The sequence below is a fragment of the Klebsiella sp. K5-45 genome (assembly GCF_030128605.1).
Classification (GTDB): domain Bacteria; phylum Pseudomonadota; class Gammaproteobacteria; order Enterobacterales; family Enterobacteriaceae; genus Klebsiella; species Klebsiella quasipneumoniae.
Genome location: NZ_JAKUZW010000006.1, coordinates 75740 through 91421 on the forward strand (window position 1 = coordinate 75740; position 15682 = coordinate 91421).

General features: G+C 59.7%; 15 protein-coding genes. 9 read left to right on the plus strand and 6 right to left on the minus strand.

The genetic code is table 11. The features are described from left to right. Positions 1-6: 6 nt before the first annotated feature. From MKS11_RS14150 to yejF, 3 genes are read left to right on the plus strand one after another with little or no spacing between them, the layout of a single operon-like run. Positions 7-1101 (plus strand): microcin C ABC transporter permease YejB, encoded by a 1095-nt coding sequence (locus MKS11_RS14150; RefSeq protein WP_211773125.1) that lies wholly within the window; start codon positions 7-9, stop codon positions 1099-1101. Next, positions 1101-2126, plus strand: a complete 1026-nt coding sequence (locus MKS11_RS14155; protein ID WP_048325169.1) for a microcin C ABC transporter permease — start codon at positions 1101-1103, stop codon at positions 2124-2126. The genes MKS11_RS14150 and MKS11_RS14155 overlap by 1 nt, the downstream gene beginning before the upstream one ends. 1 nt (position 2127) lies before the next feature. Continuing rightward, positions 2128-3717 carry a microcin C ABC transporter ATP-binding protein YejF gene (gene yejF / locus MKS11_RS14160; RefSeq protein ID WP_211773123.1) on the plus strand — a complete coding sequence of 530 codons (1590 nt, stop codon included), beginning with the start codon at positions 2128-2130 and terminating at the stop codon, positions 3715-3717. Between the two features lie 3 nt (positions 3718-3720). Here yejF and MKS11_RS14165 read toward each other — a convergent pair whose 3' ends face one another. From MKS11_RS14165 to rsuA, 3 genes are all read right to left on the minus strand, one after another. Next, positions 3721-4065 carry a YejG family protein gene (locus MKS11_RS14165; protein ID WP_002912974.1) on the minus strand — a complete coding sequence of 115 codons (345 nt, stop codon included), beginning with the start codon at positions 4063-4065 and terminating at the stop codon, positions 3721-3723. A gap of 330 nt (positions 4066-4395) precedes the next feature. Further along, entirely contained in the window at positions 4396-5592 is a 1197-nt protein-coding gene (locus tag MKS11_RS14170) for a Bcr/CflA family multidrug efflux MFS transporter (RefSeq protein WP_004201661.1), read from the minus strand. Beyond that, positions 5589-6308 carry a 16S rRNA pseudouridine(516) synthase RsuA gene (gene rsuA / locus MKS11_RS14175; RefSeq protein ID WP_004201662.1) on the minus strand — a complete coding sequence of 240 codons (720 nt, stop codon included), beginning with the start codon at positions 6306-6308 and terminating at the stop codon, positions 5589-5591. The genes MKS11_RS14170 and rsuA overlap by 4 nt, the downstream gene beginning before the upstream one ends. Positions 6309-6455: 147 nt before the next feature. On the opposite strand from rsuA, the gene MKS11_RS14180 reads away from it, so the two are divergent. Continuing rightward, positions 6456-8213: a DEAD/DEAH box helicase gene (locus tag MKS11_RS14180; RefSeq protein ID WP_017899311.1), complete on the plus strand. Its 1758-nt coding sequence runs from the start codon at positions 6456-6458 to the stop codon at positions 8211-8213. A gap of 136 nt (positions 8214-8349) precedes the next feature. After that, positions 8350-8634, plus strand: coding sequence for a 50S ribosomal protein L25 (gene rplY, locus MKS11_RS14185; RefSeq protein ID WP_004201664.1), 285 nt, complete (start codon positions 8350-8352; stop codon positions 8632-8634). Positions 8635-8692: 58 nt separating this feature from the next. Here the strand turns inward: rplY and MKS11_RS14190 are convergent, their stop codons facing one another. Next, positions 8693-9580 (minus strand): LysR family transcriptional regulator, encoded by an 888-nt coding sequence (locus tag MKS11_RS14190; protein ID WP_017899310.1) that lies wholly within the window; start codon positions 9578-9580, stop codon positions 8693-8695. 103 nt (positions 9581-9683) lie between these two features. Between MKS11_RS14190 and MKS11_RS14195 the strand changes: the two genes are divergently transcribed. Next, entirely contained in the window at positions 9684-10970 is a 1287-nt protein-coding gene (locus MKS11_RS14195; RefSeq protein WP_064187880.1) for a serine hydrolase, read from the plus strand. A 19-nt stretch (positions 10971-10989) separates the two neighbouring features. Here the strand turns inward: MKS11_RS14195 and MKS11_RS14200 are convergent, their stop codons facing one another. Continuing rightward, positions 10990-11586, minus strand: coding sequence for an NUDIX domain-containing protein (locus MKS11_RS14200; protein WP_211773122.1), 597 nt, complete (start codon positions 11584-11586; stop codon positions 10990-10992). 81 nt (positions 11587-11667) lie between these two features. Between MKS11_RS14200 and MKS11_RS14205 the strand changes: the two genes are divergently transcribed. Then, entirely contained in the window at positions 11668-12435 is a 768-nt protein-coding gene (locus MKS11_RS14205; protein ID WP_211773121.1) for a DeoR/GlpR family DNA-binding transcription regulator, read from the plus strand. Positions 12436-12449: 14 nt separating this feature from the next. Here the strand turns inward: MKS11_RS14205 and yejK are convergent, their stop codons facing one another. After that, on the minus strand, positions 12450-13457 hold the full coding sequence (gene yejK / locus MKS11_RS14210; protein WP_004144267.1) for a nucleoid-associated protein YejK: 1008 nt from the start codon (positions 13455-13457) through the stop codon (positions 12450-12452). A 186-nt stretch (positions 13458-13643) separates the two neighbouring features. Here yejK and MKS11_RS14215 point away from each other — a divergent pair, with 186 nt between their 5' ends. Both MKS11_RS14215 and yejM read left to right on the plus strand, forming a co-directional pair. Further along, the gene (locus tag MKS11_RS14215; protein ID WP_004195346.1) at positions 13644-13871 is read left to right on the plus strand and encodes a YejL family protein; all 228 of its coding nucleotides are present in this window, start codon (positions 13644-13646) and stop codon (positions 13869-13871) included. Positions 13872-13889: 18 nt separating this feature from the next. Then, a complete protein-coding gene (gene yejM, locus MKS11_RS14220) occupies positions 13890-15650 on the plus strand; it encodes an LPS biosynthesis-modulating metalloenzyme YejM (protein ID WP_048295224.1) in 1761 nt (586 codons plus the stop codon). Positions 15651-15682 lie beyond the last annotated feature (32 nt).

Here is a 15682-nt window from a genome sequence, read left to right on the forward strand (position 1 = left end):
CATACCATGGGCAGTTACCTGATCCGCCGTTTGCTGTTAGTGATCCCCACCCTGTGGGCCATCATCACCATTAACTTTTTTATTGTGCAGATCGCCCCCGGCGGCCCGGTCGACCAGGCCATCGCCGCCATCGAATTTGGTCAGCGCGGCGGAATGCCAGGCGCCGGCGACGGCGGGATGGGCGCCAGCCATGCCCGCACCGGCGCCGGCAATATCAGCGAGGGGCACTATCGCGGCGGGCGCGGCCTCGATCCGGAAGTCATCGCCGAGATCACCCACCGCTACGGCTTCGACAAACCGCTGCACGAGCGCTACCTGAAGATGCTGGGCGATTATCTGCGCTTTGATTTTGGCGACAGCCTGTTTCGCAGCGCCTCCGTGCTGCAGCTGATTAAAGACAGCCTGCCGGTCTCGGTGAGCCTCGGGCTGTGGAGCACGCTGATCATCTATCTGGTCTCCATTCCGCTGGGCATCCGCAAAGCCGTCAGCAACGGCAGCCGCTTTGACATCTGGAGCAGTACGCTGATTATCATTGGCTATGCGATCCCCGCCTTTCTGTTCGCCATCCTGCTGATCGTGATTTTTGCCGGCGGCAGCTATTTCGACCTCTTCCCGCTGCGCGGTCTGGTCTCGCCAAACTTCGACACCCTGCCGTGGTATGAAAAGATCCTCGACTATCTGTGGCACATCACCCTGCCGGTGCTGGCGACGGTGATCGGCGGCTTCGCCGCCCTGACCATGCTGACCAAAAACAGCTTCCTCGACGAGATCCGCAAACAGTATGTGGTTACCGCCCGCGCCAAAGGGGTCGGGGAGAAACAGATCCTCTGGGGACACGTGTTCCGCAACGCCATGCTGCTGGTGATCGCTGGTTTCCCGGCCACCTTTATCAGTATGTTCTTTACCGGCTCGCTGCTGATCGAAGTGATGTTCTCGTTGAATGGTCTGGGGCTGCTGGGCTATGAAGCGACGGTCTCCCGCGACTATCCGGTGATGTTCGGGACGCTCTATATTTTCACCCTGATCGGCCTGCTGCTTAATATCGTCAGCGATATTAGCTATACGCTGGTCGACCCGCGTATTGATTTTGAGGGCCGCTAATGTCGTTCTTCAGTCCCGTTAATCAGGCCCGCTGGGCGCGCTTTCGCCACAACCGTCGCGGTTACTGGTCGCTGTGGCTGTTTTTAATTCTCTTCCTCTGCAGCCTGGGGGCTGAGCTGCTGGCTAACGATCGGCCGCTGCTGGTGCAGTACCGGGGCCAGCTGTACGTCCCGGTATTAAAAAACTACACCGAGCAGACCTTCGGCGGCGCATTCGCCACCGCCGCTGACTATCAGGATCCGTGGCTGCAGCACCAGCTGGCCAGCCACGGCTGGGCGCTTTGGCCGCCGGTGCGCTTCGGCGCGACGACGATCAATTTTGCCAGCACGGTTCCTTTTCCCTCGCCGCCCTCAGCCAGCAACTGGCTCGGCACCGACGCCAACGGCGGCGATGTGCTGGCGCGGATCCTCTATGGGACGCGCATCTCGGTACTCTTTGGCCTGCTGCTGACGCTGTTCTCCAGCGTGCTGGGGGTGCTGGCCGGGGCGATCCAGGGTTATTACGGCGGTAAAATCGACCTCTGGGGGCAGCGTTTTATCGAAGTCTGGTCCGGCATGCCGACGCTGTTTCTGATCATTCTGCTCTCCAGCGTCGTGCAGCCGGGCTTCTGGTGGCTGTTGGCGATCACCGTCCTGTTTGGCTGGATGACACTGGTGGGCGTGGTGCGCGCTGAATTTCTCCGCACCCGCAACTACGACTACATCCGGGCGGCGCAGGCGTTAGGGGTCAGCGACCGGCAGATCATCCTGCGGCATATGCTGCCCAACGCGATGGTGGCGACCCTCACCTTCCTGCCTTTTATTCTCTGCAGCTCTATTACCACCCTGACGTCGCTGGATTTTCTCGGCTTCGGCCTGCCGCTTGGCTCGCCCTCACTCGGCGAGCTGCTCCTGCAGGGCAAAAACAACCTGCAGGCGCCCTGGCTGGGTATTGCCGCGTTTCTTTCCGTCGCCATGCTGCTGACGCTGCTGATTTTCATCGGTGAAGCGGTTCGCGACGCCTTTGACCCCAGTAAGGCGGTGTAATATGACCCACCCGCTGTTAGCTATCGACAATCTCTCTATCGCCTTTCGCCAGCAGGGCGAGACGCAGACCGTCGTGCATAATCTGTCGCTCGAAGTGGCGGTCGGCGAAACGCTGGCCCTGGTGGGAGAATCCGGCTCCGGTAAGAGCATCTCCGCCCTGTCGGTGCTGCGGCTGCTCCCTACCCCGCCGGCCAGCTACCCCAGCGGCGATGTCCGTTTTCATGGCCAGTCGCTGCTGCATGCTGATGAGGCGACCCTGCGCGGCGTGCGCGGCAACCGGATCGCGATGATCTTTCAGGAGCCGATGGTGTCGCTCAATCCCCTGCACACCCTGGAAAAACAGCTCTACGAGGTGCTGTCGTTACACCGGGGAATGCGCAAAGAGGCGGCGCGCGGGGAGATCCTCGACTGCCTGGAGCGAGTCGGGATCCGTCAGGCGCCGCGGCGGCTGGCGGACTATCCGCACCAGCTCTCCGGCGGCGAGCGCCAGCGGGTGATGATCGCCATGGCGCTGCTGACGCGCCCTGAGCTGCTGATCGCCGACGAGCCGACCACCGCCCTCGATGTGTCAGTGCAGGCGCAAATTCTGCAGCTGCTGCGCGAGCTGAAGCGGGAGCTGAACATGGGGATGCTGTTTATTACCCATAACCTGAGCATCGTCCGCCAGCTGGCTGACCGGGTGGCGGTAATGCAGAACGGCCGCTGCGTGGAGCACAATCACTGTCGGGCGCTGTTCAGCGCGCCGGCTCATCCCTACACCCAACGCCTGCTGGATAGCGAACCGGACGGTGAGCCGGTGCCGTTGGCCGTCGATGCCCCGGTGCTGCTGCAGGTGGACGATTTAAACGTGGCATTTCCTGTTCGCAAAGGGATCCTGCGCCGGGTTGTCGATCACCATCGGGTGGTCAACAGCCTCAGTTTTCAGCTACGCGCCGGCGAGACGCTGGGGCTGGTGGGCGAATCGGGATCGGGGAAAAGCACCACCGGTCTGGCGCTGCTGCGCCTGATCTCATCCGAGGGCAGGATAACCTTTACCGGTCAGCCGATTCAGGGGCGTAACCGTCGACAGCTGCTGCCGCTGCGCCGACAAATGCAGGTGGTTTTTCAGGATCCGAACTCGTCGCTCAATCCGCGCCTGACGGCGCAGCAGATTATTGAAGAAGGATTGCGCGTCCACCAGCCGACGCTGACGGCAGTCGAACGCGAACAGGCGGTAATTTTTGCCATGCAGGAGGTCGGGCTCGATCCGGCCAGCCGCCAGCGCTACCCGGCGGCATTCTCCGGCGGCCAGCGCCAGCGTATCGCCATCGCCAGAGCGTTAATCGTCAAGCCGCAGCTGATCGTCCTCGACGAGCCGACTTCCTCGCTGGATAAAACCGTTCAGGCGCAGATCCTGAATCTGTTGAAAGCATTACAGCTGAAGCATCAGCTGGCCTATATTTTTATCAGCCATGATTTAGGCGTGGTGCGCGCGCTGTGTCACCAGGTGATGGTGCTGCGGCAGGGAGTGGTGGTTGAACAGGGCGAGTGCCAGTCCGTCTTCAGCGCGCCCCGGCATGAGTATACCCGCCAGCTGCTGGCGCTAAGCTGACGGTCAGAAAGGGTTATTGCCGGAGAAGGGCTCGGCGATCGCCACGCCAAAATTTTTCAGACGACAGGTGGCGGCAAACTCATCCTGCAGATTAACGAACAGGCAGGGTTCGCCTTCGCACTCAAGAACGGAACAGTCGACTTCGATGTCGCTTAACGCCTGGCTGAGCTTATGCATCACCGGCCAGGCTTTTTCACCGTCCGGACTCAGCAGTTTCAGGGCGACGAGACTGTTTTCGTTCTGCGCGCCGTTTTGCGGAATCGGTTCAACTCTGGAACCCGCAAAACCGGCCAGCCAGCGATAGCTCTGCGGCAGACGGTGTACGATAGAGAGTTGTTGTGTATTCACGTGGTTTCCCCGGAAGCAAAAGGCTTCACAATAAATTTACATCAATATTAACACACTGTTGACAAATAGTCCTGCTCAGACGCAGAAAACGTTTACAGCCGCGTCGGACCAGGGTTAAGCGCTTATATTCCAGCGTGTTATTTTTTAACCCGGCAAGCCGATTGGCGCTATATGTACCCGTTTCTGTGATCCAAAACAACTTTTTTATCGCAACAATGCGACTTTTTACACTAATTGATTTTACATAAAGGAAACAAATCACAGAACCCTGAAGCCCATTGCGGTTGACATGCATCAAGAAAGGGGCGATTTCGCCCCTGAAAATGTGACCTAGCGTGCGATTTTTCGCCGGCGGGAAGCGTAAAGCGAGAAGAAAATAGAGCTGGTGGCGCAGAAGGCGATAGAGATCAGCATCGGCCAGGCGGTGGTAAAGGTCGCCATCGACAGCAGCGCGCCGATAATCGCCCCGATACCAAAGCGGAAAGTCCCCGCCAGCGACGAAGCGGTGCCCGCCATATGCGGAAACTCATCGAGGATCACCGCCATAGCGTTAGACGACACCATCGATACGCAGCCAACGAAGGCCGCCACGCCGATCACCAGCGACCAGAAACCGACGTCGAGCAGCGCGCAAACCACCATCCACACCGCCATGGCAAACTGGATCCACAGCCCGGCGCGGAACATGCGCAACGCCCCTACCCGCCGCACAAACCGGCTGTTGAACATGGTCATCAGGAACAAAAAGACAATGTTCAGCGCAAAATAGTAGCCAAAGTGCTGAGGCGCAACGTGGTTAATATTGATATAGACGAAAGGCCCGGCGCTTAGGAAAGAGAACATGCCCGCGAAGCTAAAGCCACTCGCCAGCATATAGCTCAGGACCCGCTTATGGCGGAACAGGGTGGCAAAGTTACCCAGCGTGGTGCGCAGGTGGAACGGCTGACGCCTTTCAGCCGGTAGCGTTTCGCGGATAAACAGGCCGATCATCAGCGAGGCCAGCAGGGCCACCAGGGCAAGGATCCAGAAAATGGCATGCCAGCTGAACCAGACCAGCACCGCCCCGCCGACCATCGGCGCCACCAGCGGCGCAATGGTCGTCACCAGCATGACAAACGACATCATCCGCGAAAACTCATCTTTCGGATAGATGTCGCGCATCAGGGCGTTAATCACCACGCTGGCCGCCGCGGCCGCCAGACCGTGGAAGAAGCGCATGGCGATCAGCATCTCGATGGTCTGCGACAGGGCGCAGGCCACCGCGGCCGCCGCGAAGACCAGCGTTCCGCCGAGGATCACCGGCTTGCGGCCGAGGCTGTCAGCCATCGGACCGTACAGCAGCTGACCCAACGCAAAGCCGAGGATATAGGTGCTGAGGGTCATCTGCGCGCTGCCGTCCGGCACGTGGTACTGGGCAGCGATCACCGGCAGGGCCGGGAGGTACATATCGATCGACAGCGGCATCAGCATGGCCAGCAGGCCAAGGATAAACACAATCCCCAGTGAAGAATTCTGCTTCAGCGTCACGTTTTACTCCGTGGCTGCGGGGCGCCCACGCTGGCGATTTCCGCTTCCGTCAGCGGACGATATTCACCCGGCGCCAGCGATTCATCCAGCTGGATGTCGCCGATGCGTTCCCGATGCAGGCCAACCACGTGGTTACCCACGGCGGCGAACATGCGTTTCACCTGATGGTAGCGGCCTTCGCTGATGGTGAGGCGCACTTCGGTCGGAGTGATAATTTCCAGCACCGCCGGTTTGGTGAGATCTTTTTCGTTATGCAGCTGGACCCCTTTGGCGAACAGCTCCGCGGTCCCTTCCGCCAGCGGGCTTTCCAGCGCCACCAGATAGGTTTTTTCACAATGGTGGCGTGGCGAGGTAATGCGGTGCGACCACTGGCCGTCATCGGTCATCAGCACCAGTCCGGTGGTGTCGATATCCAGCCGTCCGGCGGCGTGCAGCTTATGCGCCACCGGCTCGTCGAGGAAATAAAGGATAGTCGGATGATCGGGATCGTCGGTGGAACAGACGTACCCTTGCGGCTTGTTGAGCATAAAATAGCGCGGGCCGTTCTGCTGGGTCAGCGTGTTCCCGTCATACTCCACCTCGTGCTCCGGCTGAAGCTTAAAGGAAGCATCTTTTACAATGTCGCCGTCCACGGTAACGCGGCTGCCGCGGATTTCACGCCCGGCAATAGCCCGGCTGACGCCAAGCTGCTGAGCGATAAACTTATCAAGTCGCATGAGATTTTTTTAGCCTGTCAAAGTGCTGGAGCGGGCAAATCGCCCGAAAAAGAAGAATTTCACTGGCTAGTATAACGGGCTCTTAACACCACTCAAGGGAAAAGATTCATGGCATACTATTCGCGAGTTAATTAGCCCCGTGAATTCATGACTTTTACATTACGTCCTTACCAACAAGAAGCCGTCGATGCCACCCTCGCCTGGTTCCGTCGCCATACCGAGCCGGCGGCGATTGTCCTGCCCACCGGCGCGGGCAAAAGCCTGGTGATCGCCGAGCTTGCCCGCCTGGCCCGCGGCCGCGTGCTGGTGCTGGCCCACGTCAAAGAGCTGGTGGCGCAGAATCATGCCAAATACTGCGCCCTTGGCCTTGAGGCGGATATCTTTGCCGCCGGTCTGCAGCGAAAAGAGAGCCACGGCAAAGTGGTGTTCGGCAGCGTACAGTCGGTGGCGCGCAATCTCGACCAGTTTCGCAGCGAATTTTCGCTACTCATCGTCGATGAATGCCACCGCATCAGCGATGATGACGACAGCCAGTATCAGCAGATCATCGGCCACCTGCGGCAGGTTAATCCGCAGATCCGGCTGCTCGGCCTGACGGCCACTCCGTTCCGCCTTGGCAAGGGCTGGATCTATCAGTTCCACTACCACGGGATGGTGCGCGGCGATGAAAAGGCCCTGTTCCGCGACTGCATCTATGAGCTACCGCTGCGCTATATGATTAAGCACGGCTACCTGACGCCGCCGGAGCGCCTCGATATGCCGGTGGTGCAGTACGATTTCAGTCGCCTGCAGGCGCAAAGCAACGGCCTGTTCAGCGAAGCCGATCTTAACCATGAGCTGAAAAAACAGCAGCGTATCACCCCACATATCGTCAGCCAGATCGTGGAGTTCGCCGAAAGCCGCAAAGGGGTGATGATCTTCGCCGCCACCGTGGAGCACGCCCGGGAAGTGACCGGCCTGCTACCGGCAGGCCAGGCGGCGTTGATCACCGGGGAAACCCCAGGTCCGGAACGGGATCGCATCATCGAGGCGTTTAAAGCGCAGGAGTATCGCTATCTGGTGAACGTCGCGGTGCTGACCACCGGCTTCGACGCCCCGCACGTCGACCTGATCGCCATCCTCCGCCCCACCGAGTCGGTGAGTCTTTACCAACAGATCGTTGGCCGCGGCCTGCGCCTGGCGCCGGGAAAAACCGACTGCCTGATCCTCGACTACGCCGGCAACCCGCACGACCTGTACGCCCCGGAAGTGGGAACGCCGAAGGGTAAAAGCGACAACGTGCCGGTGCAGGTCTTCTGCCCGGCCTGCGGCTTCGCCAATACCTTCTGGGGCAAAACCACCGCCGACGGCACCTTGATTGAACACTTTGGCCGCCGCTGCCAGGGGTGGTTCGAAGATAACGACGGCCACCGCGAACAGTGCGACTTCCGCTTTCGCTTCAAAAACTGTCCGCAGTGCAACGCGGAAAACGATATCGCCGCCCGCCGCTGCCGGGAGTGCGACACCATTCTGGTTGACCCGGACGATATGCTGAAGGCGGCGCTGAAGCTGAAGGACGCGCTGGTGCTACGCTGCAGCGGCATGGCCCTGCAGCACGGCGGCGACGAGAAAGGCCCGTGGCTGAAAATCACCTACTACGATGAAGACGGCGCCGACGTCAGTGAGCGCTTCCGTCTGCAGACGCCCGCCCAGCGTACCGCCTTTGAGCAGTTGTTTATTCGCCCGCATACCCGCACGCCGGGGGTGCCGCTGCGCTGGATAACGCCGGCGGATATCGTGGCCCAGCAGGCGCTGCTGCGCCATCCGGACTTTGTCGTCGCCCGCATGAAAGGCCAGTACTGGCAGGTGCGGGAAAAAGTGTTCGATTATCAGGGGCGTTTTCGCCGCGCCAACGAGCTGCGTTAATCACCCGAAAGCTGAGGTTTTGATTGCCCGGGTGTCGTTTGGCGGCTATAATGCCGCCCGCTTTTGCATTCGCAAAGCAGATAATCCGCCTGTTGCTGGGTCGCCTGTAGCAGGCTTTATATATAGAGAGACATCAATGTTTACTATCAACGCAGAAGTACGTAAAGAGCAGGGTAAGGGTGCGAGCCGCCGCCTGCGCGCAGCTAACAAGTTCCCGGCAATCATCTACGGTGGCGAAGCTGCTCCGGTTGCTATCGAACTGGACCACGACAAAGTTTGGAACATGCAGGACAAAGCTGAGTTTTACGGCGAAGTTCTGACCGTCGTGGTTGATGGCAAAGAAGAAAAAGTCAAAGTTCAGGCTGTTCAGCGCCACGCGTTCAAGCCGAAACTGACTCACATCGACTTCGTTCGCGCGTAATCGCCGATAGCAAGTTGTATGGCAAGCGCCCCGGGGTCTTCGGCTCCGGGGCGTTTTGTTATCCGCGCCGCCAAAGCTCCGGCGCCTTGTCCACGATGTCGCTAAGCATCCGGTGCTTATTCATTCCGGGCAGCCAGAGCATCACCATGGTGACGTTCAGCCCCTGACTGCCGACCTCCGTCGCGATTTCACTGACTCCCTGCCACTCGCCTGGCCGCAAATGGTCCGGTAAAAACCCCCAGCCCCTCCCCTGCTCCAGCGCATGGCGCAGCAGAGTAATTTCGTTCATATACAGCGTATGGCCGGAGATCTGCAGCCGGCGGGCAATCTGATCGTCACTGCGCCGGTGCATCACTAACTGCGGCGTCAACGAAAGATTCAATAGCGTCAGCGGCCGCGGAGCGTCGTGGAACAGGCTGTCCGCCGCGTAGAAACGCAGATCCACGGTGCCGAGCGCCCGCCACTCCATTTCGCTCCCCAGCGTGCGGTTGTTAGCCTGGCACAGCGCCATATCCGCCACGCCATCGCTCAGCGCCTGCTCGGCTTCGCGCCGCGAGGCGCTCCAGCAGCTCAGGCGGATCTGCCGCCGGGCCAGCGTATCGGCCAGCGCGCAGAGAAAATCACGTGGGATAAAGGGATCGTACACCAGACGCAGCGCCTGTCCGGTGGTTTGCGGCAGCGTTTGCGCAAAAGACTCGAAAGCCTGCGCCTGGCGCAACAGCAGATGCGCCTGACGAAAAAGCTGCTCGCCTTCGTCGGTTAAGGTCAGGGTACGCCCTTCCCGGCTGAACAGATGGTAACCCAGCGCGTCTTCCAGATAGTCCAGCAGATCGCGCAGCGTGGTTCGGTCTTTACCTAACCGAATGGCCGCCCGCGACAGGCTGCCGGTCTCGGCGATGGTGGCGAATGCTTCAATCTGCGCGAAAGAATATTGCAGGGTTTTCATCCTTCTCTCCCTTACGGGGGAAAATCCCCCCTGTGCTGATTTTAGCCGGCGCGCGCCGATTTATATACTGCGCAGCGAATCTATGGCAAACGAGGAAAGGAAGATGATAAGAAAACCACTGGCCCTGGCGTTAATCCTGGCGGCGCTGCCGGCGGCGGCAATGGCGCAAAACTGCGGCGGCCTGACGCTGGATGTCTGCCCAACGCCTTACGATCAAACGCTACCCGCGGCCAAAGACATGCTCAGCTGGGATCAGACTTCACGCGTGATTGGCTTTCGCAATGACTATCGCAACTATGCCGGGGATGTCTTCCGCCACGGCGCCTCAGTGCCGCTGGAACGCGCTGAAAAACAATTGACCGATGCCCGCTATACCCTTAACGGCCATACCTGGACCCTGCAGGATTACCTGAAGCGCGAGAACGTCAGCGGTATGCTGGTGCTGAAAGACGGCAAAGTCGCCTGGAAATATCTTGGCGACGGCAACACCGATACCACCCTGTGGACCTCACGCTCGGTGGGAAAATCGGTGGTCTCGACGCTGGTGGGTATCGCCATTCAGCAGGGTAAGATCCACTCCCTCGATGATCTGATTACCGTTTATGAGCCCGAACTGAAAGGCACCGCCTGGGACGGCGTGACGCTGAAGCAGTTAATTCAGCACACCAGCGGTGTGGAATGGAATGAAGACTACACCGACCCGCAGTCGCACTTCGCCCGCCTGACCCAGTGCGAGGCGCAGCCCGGCGCCTATGCCTGCGTGCGCAAGATCGTCACCGGCCTGGCGCGCCAGCATCCTGCGGGCGAGCAGTGGTCCTACTCTTCCGGCGGCGCCTGGCTACTGGGCGATATCCTGGAGCGCGCCACCGGTATGCCGCTGGCCGCCTGGCTTGAGCAGTCGCTGTGGCAGCCCGCCGGGATGGCCCACGACGGCGTATGGCATGCTTATCAGCAAGGGAAGCATGATGTTGGCGCCCACGGCTTTAACGCCACCCTTGAAGACTGGGGCCGCTTCGGCGAATTCGTCGCCCGCGATGGTCGGTTAAGCAACGGCAAACAGCTGGTGCCTGCGGGCTGGTTCGATCAGGCCGCAAGCTGGACCACAGCGCTGAACTCGGTCTCGGCGGCGCATCCGCAAGGTATCTACGGTTATCAGTGGTGGAATAACGCCATTCCGGCGAATGCGCAAAACGTCCAGCCGACGCCGCAGGAAGGGCTGAAGGACTCGCTGTGGGCGCTGGGGATCTACGGCCAGGTGATCATGGTGAACCGCGCGGAACACCTGGTGATCGTCCAGTGGTCGACCTGGCCGCAGGCGGAACCCTCCTTTAACGCCCAGCCGCTGGAAGCGGCGCTGATGTACAGCGCCATTGCCCGCGAGCTGCGTTAACCCCCCAGCTCCTTGCCGCTCAGCCGGCGAGGATCGTGTCGGCATTCAGCGCAAGGTGCTGCAGCAGGATAATGGTTTTGGCATCCATGATCTCGCCATCGCGAATGGCCTGCAGCGCCCGCGCCAGCGGCCACTCCAGCACTTCAATGTCCTCACCTTCCGCCGCCAGCCCGCCGCCCTCTCCCTGCCGGTCATCGGCCTGATATTCGGCGATAAAAAAGTAGAGTTTTTCGGTGACAGATCCGGGGCTCATAAAGACGGTGAAGGCGGGCTCGATGCGCGTCACCCGAAAGCCGGTCTCCTCTTCCGCTTCGGCAACGATCCTCGCCTCCGGCGAGGCGTTATCCAACAGCCCGGCCGCCGCTTCAATGAGATATCCGTCGTGACCGTGAGTAAACACCGGAAAACGGAACTGACGAGTCAGGACCACCGTCCGCTTTTCCCGGTTGTAGAGTAAAATGACCGCGCCGTTGCCGCGATCGTAGGCCTCGCGGCTCTGCTCCTGCCAGCGTCCGTCCCGGCGCTGCAGTTCAAAGGTATATTTTTTCAGCGTGTACCAGTTATCAGAGAGCAGCGTCTCGCGAATGTGGCGGACGTGCGGTGCATGAGTTTGCATGTTGTATCCTCTTTAAGATGACAGCAGGCACCATAACATGCATAATCGCGCACAAACAAGATCACTCGTGAAGGAAAAATCATGCTCGCCAGTCAACGAAAACAGCAAATCCTGCAGATCCTTGCGGAGGAAAAACAGGTGATGTCCGGGGAGCTGAGCCAACGCTTTAACGTCTCAGAGGACTCCATTCGCCGCGACCTGCGCGAGCTGGCAGCGGAAGGAAAACTGCAGCGGGTCCACGGCGGGGCGCTGCCGGTCTCCGCTGCCATCGCCCCTATTGAAACACGCAAAAGCGTGCAAATCGCCTCCAAGCAGGCGGTGGCGCGCGCCGCCGCCGCCCTGATCCAGCCTGGACAGGTGGTGATTGTCGATGGCGGCACCACCACCGCGGCGATGATCGGCTTCTTACCCGCCGACCTCAGCTGCACGGTGGTCACCCACAGCCCCGGCATCGCCGTGGCGCTGGTCGATCACCCGCAAATCGAGGTGATCCTGCTTGGCGGCAAAGTGTTTAAGCATTCAGTTGTCGCCGTCGGCCCCGAAACGCTGGAAGGAATGGCGCGGATCAACGCCGATGTGTTCTTTATGGGGGTGACCGGCGTCCACCCGCGTGCGGGTTTTACCACTGGTGATTATGAAGAGGCAGGCATCAAGCGCGCGCTGGCGGCCAGGGCCGCGGAAACCGTGGTGATGGCCTCCCGGGAAAAGCTCAACGCCGCGTCGGCCTTTGCCATCGGCGAGCTGAACCTCGCCAGTACGCTTATCGTCGATGGGGATCCCGACGCCGCGCTGCGCCAGCAGCTGGTGCAGCACGGCGTGGAGATCGTCCCCGTTCAGCGGTCGCGCTGAACGGGGCGCGGCGCTTAGTTGCCGCCGGAGGTCCGGCGCTGCAGCTGGTCGCGCAGGTTCGGCGGGGTGCCCTTAATGGTCAGAGTATCGGTGGCGGGATCCCAGAATACGCGTTCGCCCAGCAGCATCGCGTCGAAGTTAATGGTTAAACCGCCGCCGCTGCCGGCAAACTTGGTCAGCTGACGTAAGGTGCTGCGATCCGCCGGGAAGCTCTCTTCCAGTTCGTAACCCTGTTCGGCGGTGAATTCCTGGAAGCTCTTTTCGCTGACGCCGGCCAGCTCTTTGGACAGCGATTCCAGCTCAATCTCTTCCCCGGCCTGCAGCTGTTCGTTGCAGTACGCATAGACCTGCTGACGCACATTCTGTCGCTCGGATTTATCAAGCTGCGCGTCGGCGGCGAAGTCGTCCACCGCCTGCAGCAGGCCGCGGTTCTGCGCTTTGGCGTTGAGGCCTTCGCTGGCCCCGAGGAAATCCATAAAGAAATCGGCCACTTTGCGCCCCACCCGCCCTTTCAGGAAGGTTAAGTAGCGGGTCGACTCCGGGTTGGTTTCCCACTCGGTCAGATCGATGCGCGCGACGATATCGGCATGGTTAATATCCAGATAATGGGTCGAGCGGATATCCAGCTCTTCGTTGACGCGCATACTGCTCAGGTTATTGAGCACCGCCACCAGCAGATACTCGACCGCCAGGTAACGATACTGGCAGAAGAGGACAATGCCCCCTTCGGCGAACGGGTATTTCGCCAGCTCATCGCGTAGGCGGCCGGTCGCCGCGCGGCTGAACGCCAGAAACTCCTCTTCGCCCTGACGCTGCAGGCGCAGCGCCTGCGCCAGTTCGCTCTCTTCATTGAACAGCCCATAGGCTTTGCTTTTGGCGCTATAAACCCGGTGCAGTTCAGCCATCATCTCGACGACCGTCGCGTTCGGCTCCAGCAGTGACTCGCGCAGCACCAGCTCCAGATTTTGTTCATCACGTTTGATTAACTGATGCAGGGCAATCTGGTCGATATCCAGACTCATGTTAAACTCTCCTTTTAGACCGGGCGGTATTCAACCACCGCCGGGTAGCCGACGCAACTGGCGCCACACATTTCGACGTCATGACTGACGATCGGTGCGCTTTTGCGCCGCGGCGAAAAAATGCGGAAAAAAAGCTGCTGCTACGGTAATATGTTGCCCTTTCACGAACAAACAGATTTTGAGTTTATGCCGCAAATTTCCCGCTATAGCGATCAACAGGTCGAACAGTTGCTCAGCGAGCTGACGAACGTCCTGGAATCACACAAAGCCCCGGTTGACCTTTCACTGATGGTGTTAGGCAATATGGTGACCAACCTGATCAACAGTAGCGTCGCGCCGGCGCAGCGTCAGGCCATCGCCCGTTCTTTCGCGCAGGCTTTGCAATCTTCGATTAACGACGATCCAGCGCATTAAGGATAACAGCAACAGTATATGGTGACTCTACGTCAGCCCTACCGAGAAAAAGTCTCCCAGATGGTTAGCTGGGGGCACTGGTTCGCCCTGTTCAACATGTTGTTGGCCATGGTGCTCGGCAGCCGCTACCTTTTTGTCGCCGACTGGCCGACGACGCTTGCCGGACGACTCTTTTCGTACGTCAGTCTCGTCGGGCACTTCAGCTTCCTGGTGTTTACCAGCTATGTGCTGATCCTCTTTCCGTTGACCTTTATCGTGGTCTCGCAGCGCCTGATGCGCTTCCTGTCGGTGATCCTTGCCACCGCCGGGATGACGCTGTTGCTGATAGACAGCGAGGTCTTTACCCGCTTCCATCTTCATTTAAATCCGGTGGTCTGGGAGCTGGTCATCAACCCTGACCAGAATGAGATGGCGCGCGACTGGCAGCTGATGTTTATCAGCGTCCCGGTCATCTTTTTGATTGAAATGCTCTTCGCCACCTGGAGCTGGCAAAAGCTGCGCAGCCTGACGCGCCGCCGCCATTACGCCCGCCCGGTGGCCTGGTTCTTCTTTTTGTCGTTCGTCAGCAGCCACCTGGTCTATATCTGGGCGGATGCCAACTTCTATCGCCCGATCACCATGCAGCGAGCGAATCTACCGCTTTCCTATCCGATGACCGCCCGTCGTTTCCTTGAGAAACATGGCCTGCTCGACGCCCAGGATTATCAGCGTCGCCTGGTGGAACAAGGGGCGCCGGAGGCGGTATCGGTCCAGTATCCGCTCAGTAACCTGCGCTACCGCGACCTCGGCGCGGGCTATAACGTGTTGCTGATCACCGTCGACAACCTGAACTACTCGCGGTTTGAAAAGACGATGCCGGCGCTGGCGGCGTTTGCCAAAGAAAACGTCAACTTTACCCAGCATATGAGCTCGGGCAATACCGCCGACAGCGGCCTGTTTGGCCTGTTCTACGGCATTTCGCCAGCCTATATGGACGGTGTCCTCTCGGCGCGTATTCCCGCAGCGCTGATCACCGCCCTCAACCAGCAGGGCTACCAGCTGGGGCTGTTCTCTTCCGATGGGTTTAGCAGCCCGCTGTATCGCCAGGCGCTGCTCTCCGACTTCTCGCTGCCGAGCGCGAAGACCCAGAGCGACGAGCAGACCGCCAATCAGTGGATCAGTTGGCTGGACCGTTACGCGCAGGATGAGAATCGCTGGTTCTCGTGGATCTCGCTGAATGGCACCACTCTCGACGACACGCAGCAGCAGAACTTTGTCCGCCGTTATAGCAAGGCGGCAGGCGACGTTGATGCCCAGATCGATCGGGTGCTGAACGCGCTGCGCGAAGCCGGCAAGCTCGATAATACGGTGGTGATTATCACCGGCGGCCACGGCAAGCCGCTTAACGTCAAACACGACTCATTCGACTGGTCGCGCGAGCAGCTGCAGGTGCCGCTGGTTATTCACTGGCCGGGCACGCCAGCCCAGGAAATTGCCACCCTGACCGATAACAAAGATGTGATGACCACGCTGATGCAGCGCCTGCTTCACGTTTCGACGCCGGCCAATGAGTATTCGCAGGGTGAAGATCTGTTCAGCGCCGCGCGGCGTCGGAACTGGGTCACCGCGGCCAACGGCGATACGCTGGCCATTACCACCCCGACCATCACCGTGGTCCTCAACCATAACGGCACCTACACCACCTGGAGCCGCGACGGCGAGAAAATCAAAGATCAGAAACCGCAGCTCAGCCTGTTGCTGCAGGTCCTGACCGACGAAAAACGCTTTATCGCTAACTGATTGATTAATTATGAATCAATCGCGCGCGACCC